Origin of the sequence: Paraburkholderia sp. PGU19, assembly GCF_013426915.1 — a bacterium.
Classification (GTDB): domain Bacteria; phylum Pseudomonadota; class Gammaproteobacteria; order Burkholderiales; family Burkholderiaceae; genus Paraburkholderia.
On sequence record NZ_AP023179.1, the window covers coordinates 3,385,171 to 3,406,084 of the forward strand.

The 20,914-nt window shown below is 59.9% G+C and carries 14 protein-coding genes, 2 tRNA genes, 3 rRNA genes and 1 pseudogene; 12 read left to right on the plus strand and 8 right to left on the minus strand.

Annotation, left to right across the window (positions count from 1 at the left end; translation table 11 throughout):
* The first annotated feature begins 4 nt into the window (after positions 1 to 4).
* Positions 5 to 1,198 (plus strand): M20 aminoacylase family protein, encoded by a 1,194-nt coding sequence (locus H1204_RS15365; RefSeq protein WP_180728981.1) that lies wholly within the window; start codon positions 5 to 7, stop codon positions 1,196 to 1,198.
* A gap of 291 nt (positions 1,199 to 1,489) precedes the next feature.
* On the opposite strand, the gene rrf is transcribed toward H1204_RS15365, so the two are convergent.
* The 6 genes from rrf to H1204_RS15395 form a co-directional block, all read right to left on the minus strand.
* Positions 1,490 to 1,603 (minus strand): 5S ribosomal RNA (rrf, locus tag H1204_RS15370).
* A gap of 147 nt (positions 1,604 to 1,750) precedes the next feature.
* Positions 1,751 to 4,631: ribosomal RNA gene (locus H1204_RS15375) — 23S ribosomal RNA — on the minus strand.
* A 307-nt stretch (positions 4,632 to 4,938) separates the two neighbouring features.
* Positions 4,939 to 5,014, minus strand: a tRNA-Ala gene (locus H1204_RS15380).
* A gap of 50 nt (positions 5,015 to 5,064) precedes the next feature.
* Positions 5,065 to 5,141: transfer RNA gene (locus H1204_RS15385), tRNA-Ile, on the minus strand.
* A 66-nt stretch (positions 5,142 to 5,207) separates the two neighbouring features.
* Positions 5,208 to 6,737 (minus strand): 16S ribosomal RNA (locus tag H1204_RS15390).
* Together the 16S, 23S and 5S rRNA genes with 2 tRNA genes alongside form the textbook arrangement of a ribosomal RNA operon.
* A 444-nt stretch (positions 6,738 to 7,181) precedes the next feature.
* A complete protein-coding gene (locus H1204_RS15395; RefSeq protein WP_180728982.1) occupies positions 7,182 to 7,958 on the minus strand; it encodes an enoyl-CoA hydratase in 777 nt (258 codons plus the stop codon).
* Positions 7,959 to 8,094: 136 nt separating this feature from the next.
* Here H1204_RS15395 and paaN point away from each other — a divergent pair, with 136 nt between their 5' ends.
* The 5 genes from paaN (at position 8,095) to paaK (ending at position 13,807) form a co-directional block, all read left to right on the plus strand.
* Positions 8,095 to 9,786 carry a phenylacetic acid degradation protein PaaN gene (gene paaN / locus H1204_RS15400; RefSeq protein ID WP_180728983.1) on the plus strand — a complete coding sequence of 564 codons (1,692 nt, stop codon included), beginning with the start codon at positions 8,095 to 8,097 and terminating at the stop codon, positions 9,784 to 9,786.
* 140 nt (positions 9,787 to 9,926) lie between these two features.
* A complete protein-coding gene (pcaF, locus tag H1204_RS15405; RefSeq protein ID WP_180728984.1) occupies positions 9,927 to 11,129 on the plus strand; it encodes a 3-oxoadipyl-CoA thiolase in 1,203 nt (400 codons plus the stop codon).
* 43 nt (positions 11,130 to 11,172) lie between these two features.
* Positions 11,173 to 11,964: a 2-(1,2-epoxy-1,2-dihydrophenyl)acetyl-CoA isomerase PaaG gene (gene paaG, locus H1204_RS15410; protein WP_180728985.1), complete on the plus strand. Its 792-nt coding sequence runs from the start codon at positions 11,173 to 11,175 to the stop codon at positions 11,962 to 11,964.
* 1 nt (position 11,965) lies between these two features.
* Complete coding sequence (paaI, locus tag H1204_RS15415; RefSeq protein ID WP_180728986.1) at positions 11,966 to 12,427, plus strand: hydroxyphenylacetyl-CoA thioesterase PaaI; 462 nt, start codon at positions 11,966 to 11,968, stop codon at positions 12,425 to 12,427.
* 75 nt (positions 12,428 to 12,502) lie between these two features.
* Positions 12,503 to 13,807, plus strand: a complete 1,305-nt coding sequence (paaK, locus tag H1204_RS15420) for a phenylacetate--CoA ligase PaaK (RefSeq protein ID WP_180728987.1) — start codon at positions 12,503 to 12,505, stop codon at positions 13,805 to 13,807.
* Between the two features lie 151 nt (positions 13,808 to 13,958).
* Here the strand turns inward: paaK and H1204_RS15425 are convergent.
* Positions 13,959 to 15,190 (minus strand): annotated as a pseudogene (locus tag H1204_RS15425) (MltA domain-containing protein).
* Between H1204_RS15425 and H1204_RS15430 the strand changes: the two are divergent.
* Positions 15,111 to 15,284, plus strand: coding sequence for a hypothetical protein (locus tag H1204_RS15430; protein WP_180728988.1), 174 nt, complete (start codon positions 15,111 to 15,113; stop codon positions 15,282 to 15,284). The pseudogene H1204_RS15425 and the gene H1204_RS15430 overlap by 80 nt on opposite strands.
* Before the next feature lie 35 nt (positions 15,285 to 15,319).
* Here the strand turns inward: H1204_RS15430 and apaG are convergent, their stop codons facing one another.
* Positions 15,320 to 15,694 carry a Co2+/Mg2+ efflux protein ApaG gene (gene apaG / locus H1204_RS15435; protein ID WP_007580651.1) on the minus strand — a complete coding sequence of 125 codons (375 nt, stop codon included), beginning with the start codon at positions 15,692 to 15,694 and terminating at the stop codon, positions 15,320 to 15,322.
* A gap of 255 nt (positions 15,695 to 15,949) precedes the next feature.
* Here apaG and rpe point away from each other — a divergent pair, with 255 nt between their 5' ends.
* From rpe to trpD, 5 genes are all read left to right on the plus strand, one after another.
* Positions 15,950 to 16,633, plus strand: coding sequence for a ribulose-phosphate 3-epimerase (gene rpe / locus H1204_RS15440; protein WP_180728989.1), 684 nt, complete (start codon positions 15,950 to 15,952; stop codon positions 16,631 to 16,633).
* A gap of 1 nt (position 16,634) precedes the next feature.
* A complete protein-coding gene (locus H1204_RS15445; RefSeq protein ID WP_180728990.1) occupies positions 16,635 to 17,357 on the plus strand; it encodes a phosphoglycolate phosphatase in 723 nt (240 codons plus the stop codon).
* Positions 17,358 to 17,767: 410 nt separating this feature from the next.
* Complete coding sequence (gene trpE, locus H1204_RS15450; protein ID WP_180728991.1) at positions 17,768 to 19,261, plus strand: anthranilate synthase component I; 1,494 nt, start codon at positions 17,768 to 17,770, stop codon at positions 19,259 to 19,261.
* A gap of 12 nt (positions 19,262 to 19,273) precedes the next feature.
* A complete protein-coding gene (locus H1204_RS15455; RefSeq protein WP_180728992.1) occupies positions 19,274 to 19,861 on the plus strand; it encodes an aminodeoxychorismate/anthranilate synthase component II in 588 nt (195 codons plus the stop codon).
* A gap of 15 nt (positions 19,862 to 19,876) precedes the next feature.
* Positions 19,877 to 20,905 (plus strand): anthranilate phosphoribosyltransferase, encoded by a 1,029-nt coding sequence (gene trpD, locus H1204_RS15460; protein ID WP_180728993.1) that lies wholly within the window; start codon positions 19,877 to 19,879, stop codon positions 20,903 to 20,905.
* The last annotated feature ends 9 nt before the right edge of the window (positions 20,906 to 20,914 follow it).

Sequence of the window (20,914 nt, forward strand, 5' to 3'; positions counted from 1 at the left end):
CATCATGAAACTGCTTCCTGAAATCCAAGCCGCTCGCGGCGAAATTCAGACTCTCCGACGAACAATCCACGCCAATCCTGAATTGCGATATGAAGAGACGCATACAGCGTCACTCGTCGCTAAAACATTGGCTGGATGGGGTATCGAGGTGCATGAAGGCATCGGAAAAACCGGCGTGGTTGGCGTGCTCAAGCGCGGGACGGGGACAAAGTCGATCGGCTTGCGCGCTGATATGGACGCGCTACCCATTCAGGAACTGAATACCTTCGAGCACCGCTCGAAGAACGAAGGGAAGATGCATGCGTGCGGTCACGATGGACATACCGCAATGCTGCTCGGCGCAGCGCGCCATCTCGCCAGGCACGGTGATTTTGACGGCACGATCGTCTTCATCTTTCAACCGGCCGAGGAAGGCGGCGCCGGCGCGCAGGCGATGATCGACGACGGGCTGTTCACGCGGTTCCCAGTCGATGCCGTATTCGGCATTCATAACTGGCCGGGCATGCCGGCGGGACACTTCGGCGTCACGGAAGGTCCGATCATGGCATCGAGTAACGAATTCCGCATTGAAATCAAAGGCGTGGGCTCGCATGCGGCTTTGCCGCATAACGGCCGCGATCCCGTGTTCACGGCCGTGCAAATCGCAAATGGCCTTCAAAGCGTGATCACGCGAAACAAGAAGCCCCTCGATACCGCCGTCCTGTCGATTACCCAGATTCATGCCGGCGATGCCGTGAACGTCGTGCCGGATACCGCGTGGCTTGCGGGGACCGTTCGGACTTTCACGACGGAGACGCTCGATCTGATCGAAGCGCGGATGCGGAAAATCGTGCAGAGCACGGCTGAAGCCTATGAGTGTTCGGTCGAGATGACCTTCCATCGCAACTATCCGCCGACGATCAATAGCGGGAACGAAGCACGGTTCGCTGCGGCGGTGATGAAGGAAGTCGTCGGTGAGGAGAAGGTTGACGATACCGTCGAACCAACGATGGGCGCAGAAGACTTTTCGTTCATGCTGCTGGCGAAACCTGGGTGCTATGCATTTCTGGGAAACGGCAACGGTGGACATCGCGAGGCCGGTCATGGCGCCGGTCCCTGCATGCTGCACAATGCGAGCTACGATTTCAACGATGAACTGCTGCCGGTTGGGGCCACGTACTGGGTGCGGTTGGCGCAGCGGTTTTTGGCGGAGGCGTGAACAGCTTAGGGCTCGAGAGTTCAGAACGGAGATGGGAACAGGCGCGTTTGCTGTTCCGCCGAGTATCGCCGGTATGTGGACGGTAAAGTGGTCGCTAGATGGAGAACCTGACGCCGCCCAGCCGAGTGAGGGTTATGCGGCGGAATGTCGACCGTGGATGGTGGGAATGAACATGCTCGGGCCATTGCGGCCCGGCCACCGCTATCGTGGTGTCTCGGCACGACATTAAAAGCGTGCTGCAGAAACGCCAAGACCCCGCTTTTGAGGGCGGGGTCTTGGTTTGTATAAGGAGCCTGACGATTACCTACTTTCACACGGGCAATCCGCACTATCATCGGCGTGGAGTCGTTTCACGGTCCTGTTCGGGATGGGAAGGGGTGGTACCGACTCGCTATGGTCATCAGGCATGACGGGTTGCTGCGTCGCATTGTGGTGCGCCACAGCCAATCTGGAAGAAGCGTAAAGAGGGTATGGGTTGTGTTGTTTCTGGCACAACACTGATCTCAACCTGTGTGTTCCGCTCACCCTCTCGGGGTAAGACACACCTGTTATAGGATCAAGCCTTACGGGCAATTAGTATCAGTTAGCTTAACGCATTACTGCGCTTCCACACCTGACCTATCAACGTCCTGGTCTTGAACGACCCTTCAAGGGGCTCGAAGCCCCGGGGATATCTCATCTCAAGGCGAGTTTCCCGCTTAGATGCTTTCAGCGGTTATCTCTTCCGAACATAGCTACCCGGCGATGCCACTGGCGTGACAACCGGTACACCAGAGGTTCGTCCACTCCGGTCCTCTCGTACTAGGAGCAGCCCCCTTCAAATATCCAGCGCCCACGGCAGATAGGGACCAAACTGTCTCACGACGTTTTAAACCCAGCTCACGTACCTCTTTAAATGGCGAACAGCCATACCCTTGGGACCGGCTACAGCCCCAGGATGAGATGAGCCGACATCGAGGTGCCAAACACCGCCGTCGATATGAACTCTTGGGCGGTATCAGCCTGTTATCCCCAGAGTACCTTTTATCCGTTGAGCGATGGCCCTTCCATACAGAACCACCGGATCACTATGACCTGCTTTCGCACCTGCTCGACTTGTCGGTCTCGCAGTTAAGCACGCTTATGCCATTGCACTATCAGCACGATTTCCGACCGTACCTAGCGTACCTTCGTACTCCTCCGTTACACTTTGGGAGGAGACCGCCCCAGTCAAACTGCCCACCATGCACTGTCCCCGACCCGGATCACGGGCCAAGGTTAGAACCTCAAACAAACCAGGGTGGTATTTCAAGGACGGCTCCACGCAAACTGGCGTTCACGCTTCATAGCCTCCCACCTATCCTACACAGATCGGTTCAAAGTCCAATGCAAAGCTACAGTAAAGGTTCATGGGGTCTTTCCGTCTAGCCGCGGGGAGATTGCATCATCACAAACACTTCAACTTCGCTGAGTCTCGGGAGGAGACAGTGTGGCCATCGTTACGCCATTCGTGCAGGTCGGAACTTACCCGACAAGGAATTTCGCTACCTTAGGACCGTTATAGTTACGGCCGCCGTTTACCGGGACTTCAATCAAGAGCTTGCACCCCATCATTTAATCTTCCGGCACCGGGCAGGCGTCACACCCTATACGTCCACTTTCGTGTTTGCAGAGTGCTGTGTTTTTATTAAACAGTCGCAGCCACCAGTTTATTGCAACCCCTTCACCCTTTGCCCGCAGGGGCATCAAGCTACAGGGGCGTACCTTATCCCGAAGTTACGGTACCAATTTGCCGAGTTCCTTCTCCCGAGTTCTCTCAAGCGCCTTAGAATACTCATCTCGCCCACCTGTGTCGGTTTGCGGTACGGTCAATGTGAAACTGAAGCTTAGAGGCTTTTCCTGGAACCCCTTCCGATTGCTTCGCCCCCTAGAGAGCTCGCGCCACGCCCTTGAATTCCGTGCCCGGATTTGCCAGAGCACCTTCTCCAACGCAGCGACCGGGACTTCCAACACCCGGACAACCTTCCGCGATCCGTCCCCCCATCGCATTTCACACTGGTGCAGGAATATTGACCTGCTTCCCATCAGCTACGCATTTCTGCCTCGCCTTAGGGGCCGACTCACCCTACGCCGATGAACGTTGCGTAGGAAACCTTGGGCTTACGGCGAGGGGGCCTTTCACCCCCTTTATCGCTACTCATGTCAGCATTCGCACTTCCGATACCTCCAGCACGCTTTTCAACGCACCTTCGCAGGCTTACGGAACGCTCTCCTACCATGCACATAAATGTGCATCCGCAGCTTCGGTATATGACTTAGCCCCGTTACATCTTCCGCGCAGGACGACTCGATCAGTGAGCTATTACGCTTTCTTTAAAGGATGGCTGCTTCTAAGCCAACCTCCTGACTGTTTTAGCCTTCCCACTTCGTTTCCCACTTAGTCATATTTGGGGACCTTAGCTGGCGGTCTGGGTTGTTTCCCTCTTGACACCGGACGTTAGCACCCGATGTCTGTCTCCCGTGATTGCACTCTTCGGTATTCGGAGTTTGCTATGGCGAAGTAATCCGCAATGGACCCTTCAACCATGACAGTGCTCTACCCCCGAAGGTGATACACGAGGCACTACCTAAATAGTTTTCGGAGAGAACCAGCTATTTCCAGGTTTGTTTAGCCTTTCACCCCTATCCACAGCTCATCCCCTAACTTTTCAACGTTAGTGGGTTCGGACCTCCAGTACGTGTTACCGCACCTTCATCCTGGCCATGGATAGATCACCTGGTTTCGGGTCTACACCCAGCGACTGAATCGCCCTGTTCGGACTCGCTTTCGCTACGCCTGCCCTAATCGGTTAAGCTCGCCACTGAATGTAAGTCGCTGACCCATTATACAAAAGGTACGCCGTCACCCCTTGCGAGGCTCCGACTGTTTGTATGCATGCGGTTTCAGGATCTGTTTCACTCCCCTCCCGGGGTTCTTTTCGCCTTTCCCTCACGGTACTGGTTCACTATCGGTCGATCACGAGTATTTAGCCTTGGAGGATGGTCCCCCCATCTTCAGACAGGATTTCACGTGTCCCGCCCTACTTGTCGTACACCTAGTTCTTCCTCGCTGTTTTCGCCTACGGGGCTATCACCCACTATGGCCGCACTTTCCAGAGCGTTTGGCTAACAGCAAAGATAAAGAGTACAGGCTGGTCCCATTTCGCTCGCCACTACTTTGGGAATCTCGGTTGATTTCTGTTCCTGCGGTTACTTAGATGTTTCAGTTCACCGCGTTCGCTTCACATGGCCTATGTATTCAGCCATGGATGACCCATACGGGCCGGGTTTCCCCATTCGGATATCGGTGGATCAAAGCTCGTTTGCCAGCTCCCCACCGCTTTTCGCAGGCTACCGCGTCCTTCATCGCCTGTGATCGCCAAGGCATCCACCACATGCACTTGTTCGCTTGACCCTATAACGGGTGTGTCTCATCGTGTTGCCACGCCAGACTCACTCGCTACAGGTTGAGTATTCGCGTTGTGCCGTATTCCAGGTTCGTCTTTCGATGAACTCAAAAAATACATTGATACAATCACAACCCTGATTCACCTACTCACGCGCCCATCTCTAAGCACGCTTTCGTGAATCTCTTTACTACTTCTTCCTGATTGTTAAAGAACGACAGCCGATATAAAGCGCTATGCTTTACATTATTCGCTGACTGGCTCAATCGCCAATGCATAGCACTCGGTTCACACTGAACGCTAGGCATTGAGGATTGGTGGAGGATGACGGGATCGAACCGACGACCCCCTGCTTGCAAAGCAGGTGCTCTCCCAGCTGAGCTAATCCCCCAGTCACACAGTACACAGGGGGTTTGCGATCAGCCACCGCAGACAAGACGCTGGTGGGTCTGGATGGATTCGAACCATCGACCCCCGCCTTATCAAGACGGTGCTCTAACCGACTGAGCTACAGACCCCTGAGCCTGTCTTCAATTAACAGCCGACAAGTGTGAGCGCTCAACTTGTGAAGCGCGAAGCTCTGGAAAGGAGGTGATCCAGCCGCACCTTCCGATACGGCTACCTTGTTACGACTTCACCCCAGTCATGAATCCTACCGTGGTGACCGTCCTCCTTGCGGTTAGACTAGCCACTTCTGGTAAAACCCACTCCCATGGTGTGACGGGCGGTGTGTACAAGACCCGGGAACGTATTCACCGCGGCATGCTGATCCGCGATTACTAGCGATTCCAGCTTCACGCAGTCGAGTTGCAGACTGCGATCCGGACTACGATCGGTTTTCTGGGATTGGCTCCACCTCGCGGCTTGGCAACCCTCTGTTCCGACCATTGTATGACGTGTGAAGCCCTACCCATAAGGGCCATGAGGACTTGACGTCATCCCCACCTTCCTCCGGTTTGTCACCGGCAGTCTCCCTAGAGTGCTCTTGCGTAGCAACTAGGGACAAGGGTTGCGCTCGTTGCGGGACTTAACCCAACATCTCACGACACGAGCTGACGACAGCCATGCAGCACCTGTGTTACGGCTCCCTTTCGGGCACTCCCACCTCTCAGCAGGATTCCGTACATGTCAAGGGTAGGTAAGGTTTTTCGCGTTGCATCGAATTAATCCACATCATCCACCGCTTGTGCGGGTCCCCGTCAATTCCTTTGAGTTTTAATCTTGCGACCGTACTCCCCAGGCGGTCAACTTCACGCGTTAGCTTCGTTACCAAGTCAATGAAGACCCGACAACTAGTTGACATCGTTTAGGGCGTGGACTACCAGGGTATCTAATCCTGTTTGCTCCCCACGCTTTCGTGCATGAGCGTCAGTATTGGCCCAGGGGGCTGCCTTCGCCATCGGTATTCCTCCACATCTCTACGCATTTCACTGCTACACGTGGAATTCTACCCCCCTCTGCCATACTCTAGCCCGCCAGTCACCAATGCAGTTCCCAGGTTAAGCCCGGGGATTTCACATCGGTCTTAGCGAACCGCCTGCGCACGCTTTACGCCCAGTAATTCCGATTAACGCTTGCACCCTACGTATTACCGCGGCTGCTGGCACGTAGTTAGCCGGTGCTTATTCTTCCGGTACCGTCATCCCGCCTCTGTATTAGAGAAGCGGTTTTCTTTCCGGACAAAAGTGCTTTACAACCCGAAGGCCTTCTTCACACACGCGGCATTGCTGGATCAGGGTTGCCCCCATTGTCCAAAATTCCCCACTGCTGCCTCCCGTAGGAGTCTGGGCCGTGTCTCAGTCCCAGTGTGGCTGGTCGTCCTCTCAGACCAGCTACAGATCGTCGCCTTGGTAGGCCTTTACCCCACCAACTAGCTAATCTGCCATCGGCCGCCCTTGAGCGCGAGGTCCGAAGATCCCCCGCTTTCCTCCACAGAGCGTATGCGGTATTAATCCGGCTTTCGCCGGGCTATCCCCCACTCCAGGACACGTTCCGATGTATTACTCACCCGTTCGCCACTCGCCGCCAGGGTTGCCCCCGCGCTGCCGTTCGACTTGCATGTGTAAGGCATGCCGCCAGCGTTCAATCTGAGCCAGGATCAAACTCTTCAGTTCAAACCTGTTACTGTTTTTCGGGCTCTTTCGAACCCGGTCGCTCACTCAAAATCACTGACGAATGATTCGATTTCTCGAACCTTCCTCAATTACTTCTGTGTGAGACTCGATTACTTTCGCTATCAGTGACCCGAAGATCACCGCGCGCTCGCCATCGAGCACCCACACTTATCGGCTGTTGATTGTTAAAGAACATTCGCGGGAAGCGCCTTGCTTTCACCGCGTTGCTGCGTCAGCAGCAGAGAAACGAGATTATGAAGAACCTTTTTCGTTTCGTCAACCGGTTTTTTTAACTTCCCAACCCGCCGACTCCACCGGAAAGCCCCGTCAATGCTGGCTCTCCCGCCTTCCTCGTTTCCTTCGCGCCGCGTTGGCCGCAGCGCGAAAGACCGGAATTCTAGACACTTGCCTGCGTGGTTGCAAGCGGTTTTTTGAGCAATACGATCAGCGGTGTTTAAAGACCGGTTTTCGCTTCTCGACGAAAGCCGTCATCCCTTCTTTCTGGTCTTCCGTTGCGAACAGCGAATGGAACAATCGACGCTCGAAATGCACGCCTTCTGCCAACGTTGTCTCGTAAGCGCGGTTGACCGACTCCTTCACCATCATCACCGCCGGCATCGGAAACTCGGCGATGGTCGCAGCCGCAGTGATTGCCTCGTCGATCAGATTCGCCGCCGGGATCACACGCGACACCAGTCCGGAGCGCTCCGCCTCGGCGGCATCCATGAATCGCGCGGTCAAGCACATATCCATCGCCTTGGCCTTCGACACCGCGCGGGGCAACCGTTGCGTGCCGCCGGCTCCAGGCATGACGCCTAGCTTGATCTCCGGCTGACCGAATTTCGCCGTGTCAGCGGCAAGAATGATGTCGCACATCATCGCGAGCTCGCAGCCGCCGCCGAGCGCGAAACCGGCAACAGCGGCAATGATCGGCTTGCGAACTGATCGGACAGCTTCCCAGTTCCGCGTGATGTAGTCGCCCTTATATACATCCATATAAGAGTACGTCGACATCATTCCGATGTCCGCGCCTGCCGCAAACGCCTTTTCGCTTCCAGTAATAACAATGGCGCCGATGCCTTCATCCGAATCGAACGCGCGCAGCGCTTCGCCCAGCTCATCCATTAGCGCGTCATTCAGCGCGTTGAGCGCTTTCGGACGATTCAATGTAATGAGACCGACGCGGCCCCGTGTCTCAACCAGAATGTTCTCGAAACCCATGCACTCCTCCTAAGTGTTTACCTGCAGGCGCAAGAGGCTCGCGCCGCATCCCAATAATGCTAACATTCACCAACCAACCGGTCGGTCAATAAATCGACAAGGTTTCCTCTAACGTTCAGTCAGCATCTTGCCCGCCATGACCCACCCACTCTTTACGAAGCACGAAGACACGTTGCAGAAAGCCCTTGCCGCCATTGAAACCCGCGGCTACTGGAGCCCATTCGCTGAAATGCCGAGCCCCAAAGTGTACGGGGAAACGGCGAACGCGGACGGCGAATCCGCGTTCAAGGCTCACCTGAACAAAAAGTTCGAACTCGACCAGCCGAGCACGGGCGAGACGGCGGCAGCAGAACAATCGCCTTTCGGTTTCCCGCTAGGGATCCGCTACCCCAAATCCGATCCGGATGCGCTGATTGCTGCTGCAGCCAAAGCCCAACGGAAATGGCGCGAAGCTGGTCCCAAGGCCTGGATCGGCGTGAGCCTCGAGATCCTCACGCGCCTCAATCGACTGAGCTTTGAGATCGGGTACAGCGTGATGCACACCACTGGCCAGGCATTCATGATGGCTTTTCAGGCGGGCGGCCCGCATGCGCAGGATCGCGCGCTCGAAGCCGTCACCTACGCGTGGGACCAGTTGCGCCGAATCCCCGCCGACGCTCATTGGGAAAAGCCGCAGGGTAAGAATCCGCCGCTCGCGATGCAGAAGCGCTTCAACATCGTGCCGCGCGGCACAGGTCTCGTCCTCGGATGCTGCACGTTCCCGACGTGGAATGGTTACCCCGGCCTGTTCGCAGACCTGGCAACCGGCAACACCGTAATCGTCAAGCCGCATCCGGGCGCGATCCTGCCGCTCGCGATTACCGTGCGCGTCGCCCGCGACGTGCTGCGTGAAGCCGGTTTCGATCCGAACGTCGTGACCTTGCTCGCGACCGAACCGAACGACGGCGAACTCGTTCAGAACCTCGCGCAGCGCCCGGAAATCAAGCTCATCGACTTCACAGGCAGCACGCAAAACGGCACCTGGCTGGAGCGCAATGCGCATCAGGCGCAAGTGTTCACCGAAAAGGCCGGCGTGAACCAGATCGTGATCGACTCCGTCGACGACATCAAAGCCGCCGCGCGCAACATCGCATTCTCGCTGGCACTCTACTCGGGCCAGATGTGTACCGCGCCGCAAAACATCTACGTGCCGCGCGACGGCATTCGCACGGCTGAAGGCACGATCCCCTTCCAGGCCGTTGCCGACGCCATTGCCGGCGCTGTCCAGAAGCTCGGCTCGGACCCGGCTCGCGCGGTAGAACTGCTGGGCGCGATCCAGAACGAAGCCATCGAGCAACGTATCGACGAAGCCCGCAAGCTGGGACACGTTCTCGCGGACAGCCAGTCGCTCGAACATCCGACATTCGCGGGCGCCCGCATACGTACTCCTCTGGTTCTGCAACTCGATGCCGCGACGGACAAAGCGAAGTTCACGAAAGAATGGTTCGGCCCGGTCTCCTTCGTGATCGCGACAGACTCGACCGCGCAGTCGCTCGAACTTGCCGGCCGCATCGCCGCCGAACATGGCGCGCTCACTCTCTCCGTCTATAGCACGGACGACACGGTGATCGAGGCGGCCACGGAAGCCTCGATTCTTGGCGGCGTCGCGCTCTCTATCAATCTGACTAGCGGCGTTTTCGTCAATCAGTCGGCAGCGTTCTCGGACTTCCACGGCACGGGCGCCAACCCCGCTGCGAATGCCGCGCTCGCCGACGCTGCCTTCGTCGCGAATCGCTTCCGCGTTGTTCAAAGCCGGGTTCATGTTGAGCCAAAGGCCGTTGCCGCGTAAGTCAGCCGAACGATATAGGACGTTTGACCGACGTTTTGGCCTATAACTTCAGGCCGACTGAAACCGCGTCAGACGTCGAACTAACATGCAGTTCAAGGGCCGGCGCGCTTGCCGGTCCACCCTCTTGCAGGAATCCCGATATGACCGACGCATTTATCTGTGACGCCATTCGCACTCCCTTCGGCCGCTACGGCGGCGCGTTGAAAGACGTCCGTGCCGACGACCTGGGCGCCGTCCCAATCAAGGCGCTGATCGAACGGAATCCCGGCGTGGACTGGCGCGCACTCGACGATGTGATCTACGGCTGCGCCAATCAGGCGGGGGAAGACAACCGGAACGTGGCACGCATGTCGGCGCTGCTCGCCGGCTTGCCGACGCACGCGCCCGGTACCACGCTCAACCGGCTGTGCGGATCGGGTATGGATGCAGTCGGCACGGCAGCCCGCGCGATCAAGGCTGGCGAGGCAAACCTGATGATTGCGGGCGGCGTCGAAAGCATGACGCGAGCACCGTTCGTGATGGGCAAGGCAAGCTCGGCGTTCTCGCGGCAATCGGAAATTTACGACACGACCATCGGCTGGCGCTTCGTCAACGCACAGATGAAGCGCGACTACGGCGTCGATTCGATGCCCGAGACAGCGGAAAACGTCGCCGTGGACTTCAATATCAGTCGCGCCGACCAGGACGCGTTTGCAATGCGCAGTCAGGAGAAGGCGGCCCGCGCACAACGCGACGGTACGCTCGCGCACGAAATCGTGCCCGTCGACATTCCGCAGAAGAAGGGCGAGCCTATCCGCGTGGCGCTCGATGAGCATCCGCGTGAGACGTCGCTCGAAGCACTCGGCAAACTGAAGGGCGTCGTGCGGCCGGATGGCTCGGTGACGGCAGGGAACGCATCCGGCGTCAACGACGGTGCGTGCGCACTTCTTATTGCCAGTGAGGCAGCGGCCGAACAATACGGCTTGCGGCGCCGTGCCCGCGTGATCGGTATGGCAACGGCAGGCGTCGAGCCGCGCATCATGGGCATTGGGCCGGCGCCCGCCACGCAAAAACTGCTGAAGCAACTCAATATGACGCTCGACCAGTTCGACGTGATCGAGCTCAACGAAGCGTTTGCATCTCAAGGTCTGGCCGTTCTACGTCAGCTCGGTTTGCGCGACGACGATCCGCGCGTCAATCCGAACGGCGGTGCGATCGCACTCGGGCATCCGCTCGGTGCGTCCGGCGCACGCCTGATTACGACGGCGCTGCATCAGCTCGAGCGCATCAACGGACGTTTCGCGCTGTGCACGATGTGTATCGGCGTCGGGCAAGGCATCGCACTCGCCATCGAGCGCGTCTGAGCGCGCCGACTGCCCGCACCGTATGGAGACGAGGAGACAAGCAATGACCTATGAAGCGATCGGCGTAGACATCGACGCCGCCACGCGCGTCGCGACCGTGACGCTAAACCGCCCCGACAAGCTGAACAGCTTCACGCGTGCCATGCATCAGGAACTGAGGGCGGCACTCGACGAAGTAGAAGCCGCCGGCGCACGCGCGCTCATACTCACGGGCGCCGGCCGTGGCTTCTGCGCCGGCCAGGATCTGGCCGATCTCGATTTCACGCCGGGCGCCATGACGGATCTCGGCGACCTGATCGATAAACACTTCAACCCGTTGATCCGACGTCTGCAAGCCCTTCCGCTGCCCGTCATCGCCGCCGTCAATGGAACGGCGGCAGGCGCAGGCGCGAATCTCGCGCTCGCCTGCGACCTCGTGCTGGCCGCACGTTCGGCGAGCTTCATCCAGGCCTTCGTGAAAATTGGCCTCGTGCCGGATTCCGGCGGCACGTGGTTCCTGCCGCAACGCGTGGGCATGGCTCGCGCGTTGGGGCTCGCGATCACGGGCGACAAGCTCAGCGCTGACAAGGCGGAAAGCTGGGGCCTTATCTGGAAGGCCGTGGACGATGCCGAATTGCAGAGCACGGCAACCCAGATCGCCGCGCAACTCGCGCAACAGCCCACACGCGCGATCGCGGCCATCAAGCAGGCGATGCGGTCGAGCGCCACGCAAACGCTCGATCAGCAACTCGACCTCGAACGTGACATGCAGCGCGAACTCGGCGCATCGCATGACTACGCGGAAGGGGTCCGTGCGTTCATCGAAAAGCGCGCGCCGCGCTTCGAGGGCCGCTGACATGTCCACGCAACCCAACCTGAGCAACACGATGACGCCCGACGAACTCGCGCGCGCGACAGCCGAAGCCATGTATGCGAACGATGCCTGCAGCAAGGCGCTCGGCATCGACATTCTCGAAGTGCGCGCTGGCTACGCGCGCCTTCGGATGAGCGTACGGCCCGACTTTCTGAATGGCCATCAGATCTGTCACGGCGGTCTGATGTTCACGCTGGCCGATTCGGCATTCGCGTTCGCCTGCAACTCGTACAACATCAATACCGTCGCGGCGGGCTGCTCGATCGAATTTTTGCGCCCCGTGCACGGTGGCGACGTCCTGACTGCGGAAGCTGTCGAGCAGACATTGAGCGGTCGTAACGGCATCTACGACATTCGCGTCACGAACCGCGCGAACGAGACCGTTGCGATGTTTCGCGGCAAGTCCGCGCAAATCAAAGGCACCGTGATCCCCGTCGACGACTGACAGGGAGCGCCACCCTCTTACGTAATTGCGTCGCCTTTCGCGCGGCATACTATTCTGAAAGCAAGGAGACATTAGATGACTACCCCGCTCCCGCTCGACCCTATCGAAAAGGCGAGCCGCGACGAACTCGCAGCACTTCAGCTCGAACGGCTGAAATGGTCGCTCACTCACGCCTATGAGAATTCCCCTGTCTATCGACGCAAGTTCGATGAAGCGGGCGTGCATCCCTCGGAGCTGAAGACACTGTCCGACCTGTCGCGCTTCCCCTTCACTACGAAAAAGGATCTACGCGACAACTATCCGTTTGGCCTGTTCGCCGTGCCGCAAGATCAGATTTCGCGCATTCATGCGTCATCGGGAACGACGGGCAAGCCGACCGTCGTCGGCTATACCGCGCGCGATATCGACACCTGGGCGAACCTCGTCGCACGTTCGATCCGTGCGGCAGGCGCGCGGCGCGGCGACAAGGTTCACGTGAGCTACGGCTATGGCCTGTTCACGGGCGGTCTCGGTGCGCATTACGGCGCCGAACGCGCAGGTCTCACGGTCATTCCATTCGGCGGCGGTCAGACCGAAAAGCAGGTTCAGCTGATTCAGGACTTCTGTCCCGACATCATCATGGTGACGCCGAGCTACATGCTGTCGATCGCCGACGAACTGGAGCGTCAGGGTGTCGATCCCAAGACGTGCTCGCTGCGCATCGGCATCTTTGGCGCGGAGCCCTGGACCAACGACATGCGCCGCGCGATCGAAGAACGAATGGGCATTGACGCCGTCGACATCTACGGCTTGTCCGAGGTGATGGGTCCGGGCGTGGCGTCCGAATGCGTCGAAACCAAAGACGGCCCGACAATCTGGGAAGATCACTTCTACCCCGAGATCATCGATCCCGAAACGGGCGAAGTATTGCCGGACGGCGAACTCGGCGAACTCGTATTCACGTCGCTGACCAAAGAGGCGTTGCCGATCATCCGTTACCGCACGCGTGATCTCACGCGTCTGCTGCCCGGCACCGCGCGCACGATGCGCCGGATGGAAAAAATCACCGGTCGCTCGGACGACATGATGATCATTCGCGGCGTCAACGTGTTCCCGACGCAGATCGAAGAACTGCTGCTGAAGCAGCACGCGCTCGCGCCGCATTATCAGATCGTGCTGACGAGAGAAGGCCCGCTCGACGTGATGACGCTGAACATCGAACCGTGCCCGGAGACCGCGCCGGACGCGGCCGCGCTGGACGCCGCACGTAAAGCTCTGGCGTATGACATCAAGGCACTGATCGGCGTGACGGCGAACGTTGTGCTGCTCGGCGTGAACGGCATCGAGCGATCGGTGGGTAAGGCGCGTCGCGTGATCGACAAGCGCAAGGCAGGCGCGTAACGCTCGACACGCGAGCAAATCGAAGAGTACTGGCGTACAAAAGCAAACAGCCCGACGGAAGTGACACAAACCGTCGGGCTGTTTCAGATCGGGCTATCCCCTGGCCTGAGGATCGGGACTCAGTATCACGACTCAGTATCACGACTCGGTATCACGAATTAGGCAGCAGCAGCCACATCCGGCCACCCTGCTTCATTTTCCCAGCCAGATCGCCCGCCTCGTCGCCGAGTCCCCAGAAGTAATCTGCACGCACGCCGCCCTTGATCGCCGAACCCGTGTCCTGAGCAAACACCAGACGATTCATCGGTGCATTGGTCATCGGGCGCGTCGTCTGGAGGAAGACGGGCGTGCCGAGCGGGATCGCCGCCGGATCGACGGCAATTGAACGCTCCGGCGTAAGCGGTACGCCAAGCGCGCCGATCGGACCATCGGCACCGCCGCCGGGCGCAGGCTCGCTCGACGGCATCTCGCGGAAAAACACGAAGCGCGGATTCGTGTCGAGCAGGCCATCGACACGCGTCGGGTTCGCGCGCGCCCACGCCTTGATGCCTTGCATGGTCGCCTGCGACGGCGTCAGTTCACCGCGATCGAGCAACCATCGGCCGATCGACTTGTACGGCTGATTGTTCGTCCCGCCAAAGCCGACGCGCATCACGCTGCCGTCTTCCATCACGATGCGTCCCGAGCCTTGCACCTGCAGGAAGAAAGCCTCGATGGGATCGTCGACCCACACGAGTTCATTGCCGTTCAGCGCGCCCGAACGCTCTAGCTGCGCACGCGCCGGCATCGCAGAACCGGGGCGGTACGCCGAGGGCCAACGGTACAAAGCCGTCTGATACACGCCTTGACGCACGCGTGAACCGCGCAGCAGCGGCTCGTAGTAGCCTGTCACGAGTCCGTCGAGCGTGCCGTCGGTGTTCGAGAACTGGAACGGCGTGAAGTAGGTTTCGAAGAAAGTGCGCGCGCTCGCCACGTCCAGGTCGTCAAGCATCAGCGCGGCCGCGCACGCGCGCCGCCATGTCGGCTGGCTGGCGAGGCGCACGCAGTTCTGACGCAGCGCCGCAGCCGCGCCGATCAGTGAATCGTCCTGCCAACCCGGCACCTGTCGCCACGCGACAGGCGTGAGCCGCTGGGCGGCGATCTGGCCGGGTATGATCGCGGCGCCTGTCGGCGGTGAAACGGATGGCCGCACCGCGCCGCCGCCGCCGCACGACGCAAGCAGTACGGCAAGTGACAGCGCCCCGCCCAGGCCGCGGCCCGGCGGGCAAAGCGCATACAATGATTGTTCTCGATGGAAACTGCCATGTCTGATCTGCTCGACGAATATCCGATGCTCATCTTCGCGCTGGAGTCGCTCCTGGCGCTTTCCCTGCTGATTTTCATCGTGGTGTGGACGGCGTCCGGCAAGAAAAAGCATGCCGCACGCCAGAAGCAGGACGCAAAGCAGGTCCCGCCGCAGCAGCAACCGCGTCGCTGACTGACAGCGCGCGGCGTCTCATGTTCAACGCGCGCTCAATGCAGCGTGCGCGGCATGCGCAGAACGAATTCCGGCACGGGCGCGTCCCAGCGCTCACCGTCCTCCGCCACGCAAAAATACTCGCCGCGCATCGTCCCCACGGGTGTCGCGATCACTGCGTAACTGGTGTACTCGAACTGCTCGCCCGGCTTCAGCAACGGCTGATGCCCGACCACACCCAGCCCTTTCACTTCCTGAACGCGATTTTCGCTATCCGTAATGACCCAGTGGCGCGCGATCAGTTGCGCGGCGACCTGGCCTGTATTGCGGATGGTGAGCGTGTAGGCGAAAGCGTATTTCCGATGCTCCGGGTCCGACTCCTCGGCGATGTACCGGACCTGGGAGGACACGCTGAATTCGTACTGGCTCATGCTGATTCCGATGGTGAGCAAAGCGCGCAATCGATCCGCGCAAGGCTGTGTGCAGGCGGCTCGGCGCGACTAGCGGCGCGCCGGCACAGGCGTTGACATGGTTTGGCATTCTGCTTGATGCAGCGCGGGGCCGCAACCGCATCGGCCAGCCGGACAAGACTCCAGAACATCATGAAAGCCATGCCGCGCCAAAGGCCGCGGCGCGTCAGCCGGCGCTAAAATAGCGGTTTTCCGTCTCCCGCCCCATCCCACGCCATGACTCAATTCCGCATCGCTCCCAGCATTCTGTCCGCCGACTTCGCGCGGCTCGGCGAAGAAGTCCGCAACGTCGTCGCCGCGGGCGCCGACTGGATTCACTTCGACGTGATGGACAACCACTACGTGCCGAACCTGACGATTGGCCCGCTCGTGTGCGAGGCGATCCGCCCGCACGTGCAGGTGCCCATCGACGTGCATCTGATGGTACGCCCCGTCGACCGCATCGTGCCGGACTTCGCGAAGGCCGGCGCAAACGTGATCAGCTTCCATCCGGAAGGCTCGGATCATATCGACCGCACGCTGTCGCTGATTCGCGACCACGGCTGCAAGGCGGGCCTCGTGTTCAATCCCGCCACGCCGCTGAATTACCTTGATCACGTGATGGACAAGGTGGATCTCGTGCTGATCATGTCGGTGAATCCTGGCTTCGGCGGGCAGTCGTTCATTCCCGAGGCGCTGAACAAGCTGCGCGAAGCACGCGCGAAAATCGACGCGTACAACGAAAAGACCGGCCGCGAGATTCATCTTGAAGTGGACGGTGGCGTGAAAGTCGACAACATCGCGGAAATTGCGGCGGCGGGCGCGGATACCTTCGTGGCCGGCTCGGCGATCTTCGGCCACCCGGACTACAAGACGATCATCGACAAGATGCGCGGCGCGCTGGCATCGGTTGGGCGCTGAGATGGAAACGGCGCCTCGTTACCCCGCTCCCGCCTTCACGGCCGGCAAGATTCGCGCGGCAATCGTCGATCTCGACGGCACGATGGTCGATACCGCCGACGACTTCACCGCGTCCCTGAATGGCATGCTCGCCCAGTTCGACGCGGAGGAAACCTCGCGCGAAGAAGTAATGGACTACGTCGGCAAGGGCTCCGAGCATCTGATCCGCAGCGTGCTCGCGCCGCGCTTCGAAGCCGAACTGGCGCAGTCGCGCTTCGACGAGGCGCTCGCGATCTACCAGGAGGAGTACGCGAAGATCAACGGTCTGCACACGCGGCTCTATCCCGACGTCGAAGCGGGCTTGATCGCGTTGCGCGACGCGGGTCTCGTGCTCGCGTGCGTGACCAACAAGCCGCATCGTTTCGCGACCCGGTTGCTCGAGCATCACGGGCTGCTGCGCTACTTCGGTATCGTGCTGGGCGGCGACAGCGTCGCGGCGAAAAAGCCCGATCCGCTGCCCATGCTCACCGCCTGCAAAGCGCTCGGCGTGTCGCCCGACGAGGCCGTCGCGATCGGCGATTCGCAGAACGATGCGTTCGCGGGCCGCGCAGCCGGCATGGCGACGCTGACCGTCCCGTATGGCTACAATCACGGCGAATCTGTTCAAACCATAAAATCCGATGGTATAGTTGTGTCGCTGTTGGGCGCCGCCAAGGCAATCGCAGCGCACAATGTAGTAAGATGAGCGCCGATCCAAGCAGCATCCAATCACTGACTTAACCAAAGTCTTCTCTCATGTTTCTGAATAAAAAACGGAGTCTGAGCACGATCGACCGGGGAGCCTGGCCCTGGCGTCGCTGGTCGCGCTGATACCTCGCTCGAGGTACGCTGAAGCTCGTCTTTGGCACCCGTTTTTTACTTCGCTGCGCTCACGCGCTTTTCCGAAACGCCGGTTTGACCGGCACACAACCGCTGCACTGAGTTTCAGCTAGCCGTCGTGTACCTTGCGTACTATCGTCGTGCTGTGAAGCCGTGCATGCGTTCGGGAAAGCGCGCGCCGGTCTCCCAACCTGTGACGAGCACATTCGACCGGTAACGCAGCCCCCGCTTTGTCCGACGCAACGCAGCGTTCGGACGCACGAACAGGATCGGAACATGACCGAACTCGAATTTCAGTCCCTCGCGAACGAGGGCTTCAATCGCATCCCGTTGATCGCCGAAGCGCTGGCCGACCTCGAAACGCCGCTTTCGCTGTACCTGAAGCTCGCGCAAACCGAGCGCAACGGCGCGAACTCGTTTCTGCTCGAATCGGTGGTGGGCGGCGAACGCTTTGGCCGTTACTCGTTCATCGGTCTGCCGGCTCGCACGCTGATCCGCACGCATAACGGCGTGACGGAAGTCGTGAAAGACGGCAAGGTCACTGAGACGCACGATGGCGATCCGCTCGAATTCATCCAGCAGTTCCAGGGCCGTTTCAAGGTCGCGCTGCGTCCGGGCCTACCGCGTTTCGCGGGCGGTCTTGCTGGCTACTTCGGCTACGACGCCGTGCGCTACATCGAGAAGAAGCTCGCGCACACGGCCCCGCCCGACGACCTGAACCTGCCCGACATCCAACTGCTGCTGACGGAAGAAGTCGCCGTCATCGACAACCTCGCGGGCAAGCTGTACCTCGTGATCTACGCCGATCCGACCACGCCCGAAGCGTACACGCGCGCCAAGCAGCGTCTGCGCGAACTGAAGCAACGCCTGCGTACGACGGTGCAGCCGCCCGTAACGTCGGCGAGTGTGCGCACCGAAATTTTCCGCGAGTTCAAGAAGGACGATTACCTCGCCGCCGTGCGCAAGGCGAAGGAATACATCGCGGCAGGCGAACTGATGCAGGTGCAGGTCGGCCAGCGTCTGACGAAACCGTATCGCGACAACCCGCTGTCGCTTTACCGCGCGCTGCGTTCGCTGAATCCGTCGCCGTACATGTACTACTACAACTTCGGCGAATTCCATGTGGTCGGCGCCTCGCCGGAAATTCTGGTGCGTCAGGAAAAGCGCAACGAAGACCGCATCGTCACGATCCGTCCTCTGGCAGGCACACGTCCGCGCGGCAACACGCCCGAGCGCGACGCCGAACTCGCCACCGAACTGCTGAACGATCCGAAGGAAGTCGCCGAGCACGTGATGCTGATCGACCTCGCGCGCAACGACGTGGGCCGTATCGCGCAGATCGGTTCGGTGTCGGTGACCGACAAGATGGTGATCGAAAAGTATTCGCACGTGCAGCACATCGTCAGTTCGGTCGAGGGCACGCTGAAGCCGGGCATGACCAACTTCGACGTGCTGCGCGCGACGTTCCCGGCGGGCACGCTGTCGGGCGCGCCGAAGGTTCGCGCGATGGAACTGATCGACGAACTCGAACCCGTGAAGCGCGGCCTCTACGGCGGCGCGGTCGGCTACCTGTCGTTCACGGGCGAGATGGACCTCGCGATCACGATCCGCACGGGCGTGATCTGCAACGGCAATCTGTACGTGCAGGCGGCAGCGGGCGTGGTCGCCGACTCGGTGCCCGAATCCGAATGGCAAGAGACCGAGAACAAGGCGCGCGCCGTGCTGCGCGCCGCCGAGCAAGTGCAAGACGGCCTCGATAGCGACTTCTGACGGAGACTGACCATGCTGCTGATGATCGACAACTACGATTCGTTCACCTATAACCTGGTCCAGTACTTCGGCGAACTCGGCGAAGACGTACGGACCTATCGCAACGACGAAATCACCCTCGACGAAATCGCGAAGCTCAACCCCGAGCGCATCTGCCTGTCGCCGGGGCCGAGCAATCCGCAACATGCAGGCATCACGCTCGACGTGCTGCGCGAATTTTCCGGCAAGTACCCGATTCTCGGCGTGTGCCTCGGCCATCAGGCGATCGGCGAAGCGTTCGGCGGCCGTGTGGTACGCGCGCAGACCATCATGCACGGCAAGGTGAGCCAGATCGAAACTGACTGCAAAGGCGTATTCTCCGACCTGCCGAAGCACTTCACCGTCACGCGCTATCACTCGCTCGCGATCGAGCGCGAATCGCTGCCTGATTGCCTCGAAGTATCCGCATGGACCAACGACGGCGAAATCATGGGCGTGCGCCACAAGACGCTGCCGGTAGAAGGCGTGCAGTTCCACCCGGAATCGATCCTGTCGGAACACGGCCACGCGTTGCTCGAAAACTTCGTGAAGCAGTCGAAGGCCGTGGCGCGTAGCGCTTAACAAGGAGACGTCAAAATGATTACGGCCCAGGAAGCGCTGCAACGCACGATCGAGCACCGCGAAATTTTCCACGACGAAATGCTGCACCTGATGCGCCTCATCATGCGCGGCGACATGTCGCCAGTGATGGCGGCCGCGATCATCACGGGTCTGCGCGTCAAAAAAGAGACCATCGGCGAGATCACCGCGGCCGCCACGGTGATGCGCGAGTTCGCCCGTCACGTCGACGTGCAGGACAACTCGAACTTCGTCGATATCGTCGGCACGGGCGGCGACGGATCGCACACGTTCAATATCTCGACGGCGACGATGTTTGTGACGGCGGCTGCGGGCGCAAAAGTCGCGAAGCACGGCAATCGCGGCGTGTCGAGCAAATCGGGCAGCGCGGACGTGCTCGAAGCGCTCGGCGTCAACATCGATCTGCAGCCGGAACAGGTGGCCGCCTCGATCGCCGAAACGGGCATGGGCTTCATGTTCGCGCCGAATCATCACCCGGCGATGAAGAACATCGCGCCCGTGCGCCGCGAACTCGGCGTGCGCACCATCTTCAACATTCTCGGTCCGCTGACGAACCCGGCCGGCGCGCCGAACCAGTTGCAGGGTGTGTTTCACCCGGACCTGGTCGGCATTCAGGTTCGCGTGATGGAGCGTCTCGGCGCAAACCACGTGCTCGTCGTGTATGGTATGGACGGCATGGATGAAGTGTCGCTCGGCGGCGCGACGCTGGTCGGCGAACTGCGCGACGGCAAGGTGACCGAGTACGAGATTCACCCTGAGGACTTCGGCATGCAGATGGTGTCGAACCGCACCCTGAAAGTCGCGGACGCGACGGAATCGAAAGTGTTGCTGCTCGAAGCGCTCGACAACAAGCCGGGCGTCGCGCGCGAAATCGTCACGCTGAATGCGGGCACCGCGCTGTACGCGGCGAACGTCGTGGAGTCGATCGCAGACGGCCTCCAGCTGGCCCGCGAAGCGATCGCGAGCGGCAAGGCGCGCGCGAAGGTCGACGACCTGGTCCGCTTCACGCAACAGTTCAAGAAATAAACGGGATTC

Excerpts from the sequence above, each read along its gene's own strand:
- H1204_RS15365 (WP_180728981.1), top strand. The coding sequence starts at position 5 with ATGAAACTGCTTCCTGAAATCCAAGCCGCTCGCGGCGAAATTCAGACT.
- H1204_RS15395 (WP_180728982.1), bottom strand. The coding sequence starts at position 7,958 with ATGGGTTTCGAGAACATTCTGGTTGAGACACGGGGCCGCGTCGGTCTC.
- paaN (WP_180728983.1), top strand. The coding sequence starts at position 8,095 with ATGACCCACCCACTCTTTACGAAGCACGAAGACACGTTGCAGAAAGCC.
- pcaF (WP_180728984.1), top strand. The coding sequence starts at position 9,927 with ATGACCGACGCATTTATCTGTGACGCCATTCGCACTCCCTTCGGCCGC.
- paaG (WP_180728985.1), top strand. The coding sequence starts at position 11,173 with ATGACCTATGAAGCGATCGGCGTAGACATCGACGCCGCCACGCGCGTC.
- paaI (WP_180728986.1), top strand. The coding sequence starts at position 11,966 with ATGTCCACGCAACCCAACCTGAGCAACACGATGACGCCCGACGAACTC.
- paaK (WP_180728987.1), top strand. The coding sequence starts at position 12,503 with ATGACTACCCCGCTCCCGCTCGACCCTATCGAAAAGGCGAGCCGCGAC.
- H1204_RS15430 (WP_180728988.1), top strand. The coding sequence starts at position 15,111 with ATGTCTGATCTGCTCGACGAATATCCGATGCTCATCTTCGCGCTGGAG.
- apaG (WP_007580651.1), bottom strand. The coding sequence starts at position 15,694 with ATGAGCCAGTACGAATTCAGCGTGTCCTCCCAGGTCCGGTACATCGCC.
- rpe (WP_180728989.1), top strand. The coding sequence starts at position 15,950 with ATGACTCAATTCCGCATCGCTCCCAGCATTCTGTCCGCCGACTTCGCG.
- H1204_RS15445 (WP_180728990.1), top strand. The coding sequence starts at position 16,635 with ATGGAAACGGCGCCTCGTTACCCCGCTCCCGCCTTCACGGCCGGCAAG.
- trpE (WP_180728991.1), top strand. The coding sequence starts at position 17,768 with ATGACCGAACTCGAATTTCAGTCCCTCGCGAACGAGGGCTTCAATCGC.
- H1204_RS15455 (WP_180728992.1), top strand. The coding sequence starts at position 19,274 with ATGCTGCTGATGATCGACAACTACGATTCGTTCACCTATAACCTGGTC.
- trpD (WP_180728993.1), top strand. The coding sequence starts at position 19,877 with ATGATTACGGCCCAGGAAGCGCTGCAACGCACGATCGAGCACCGCGAA.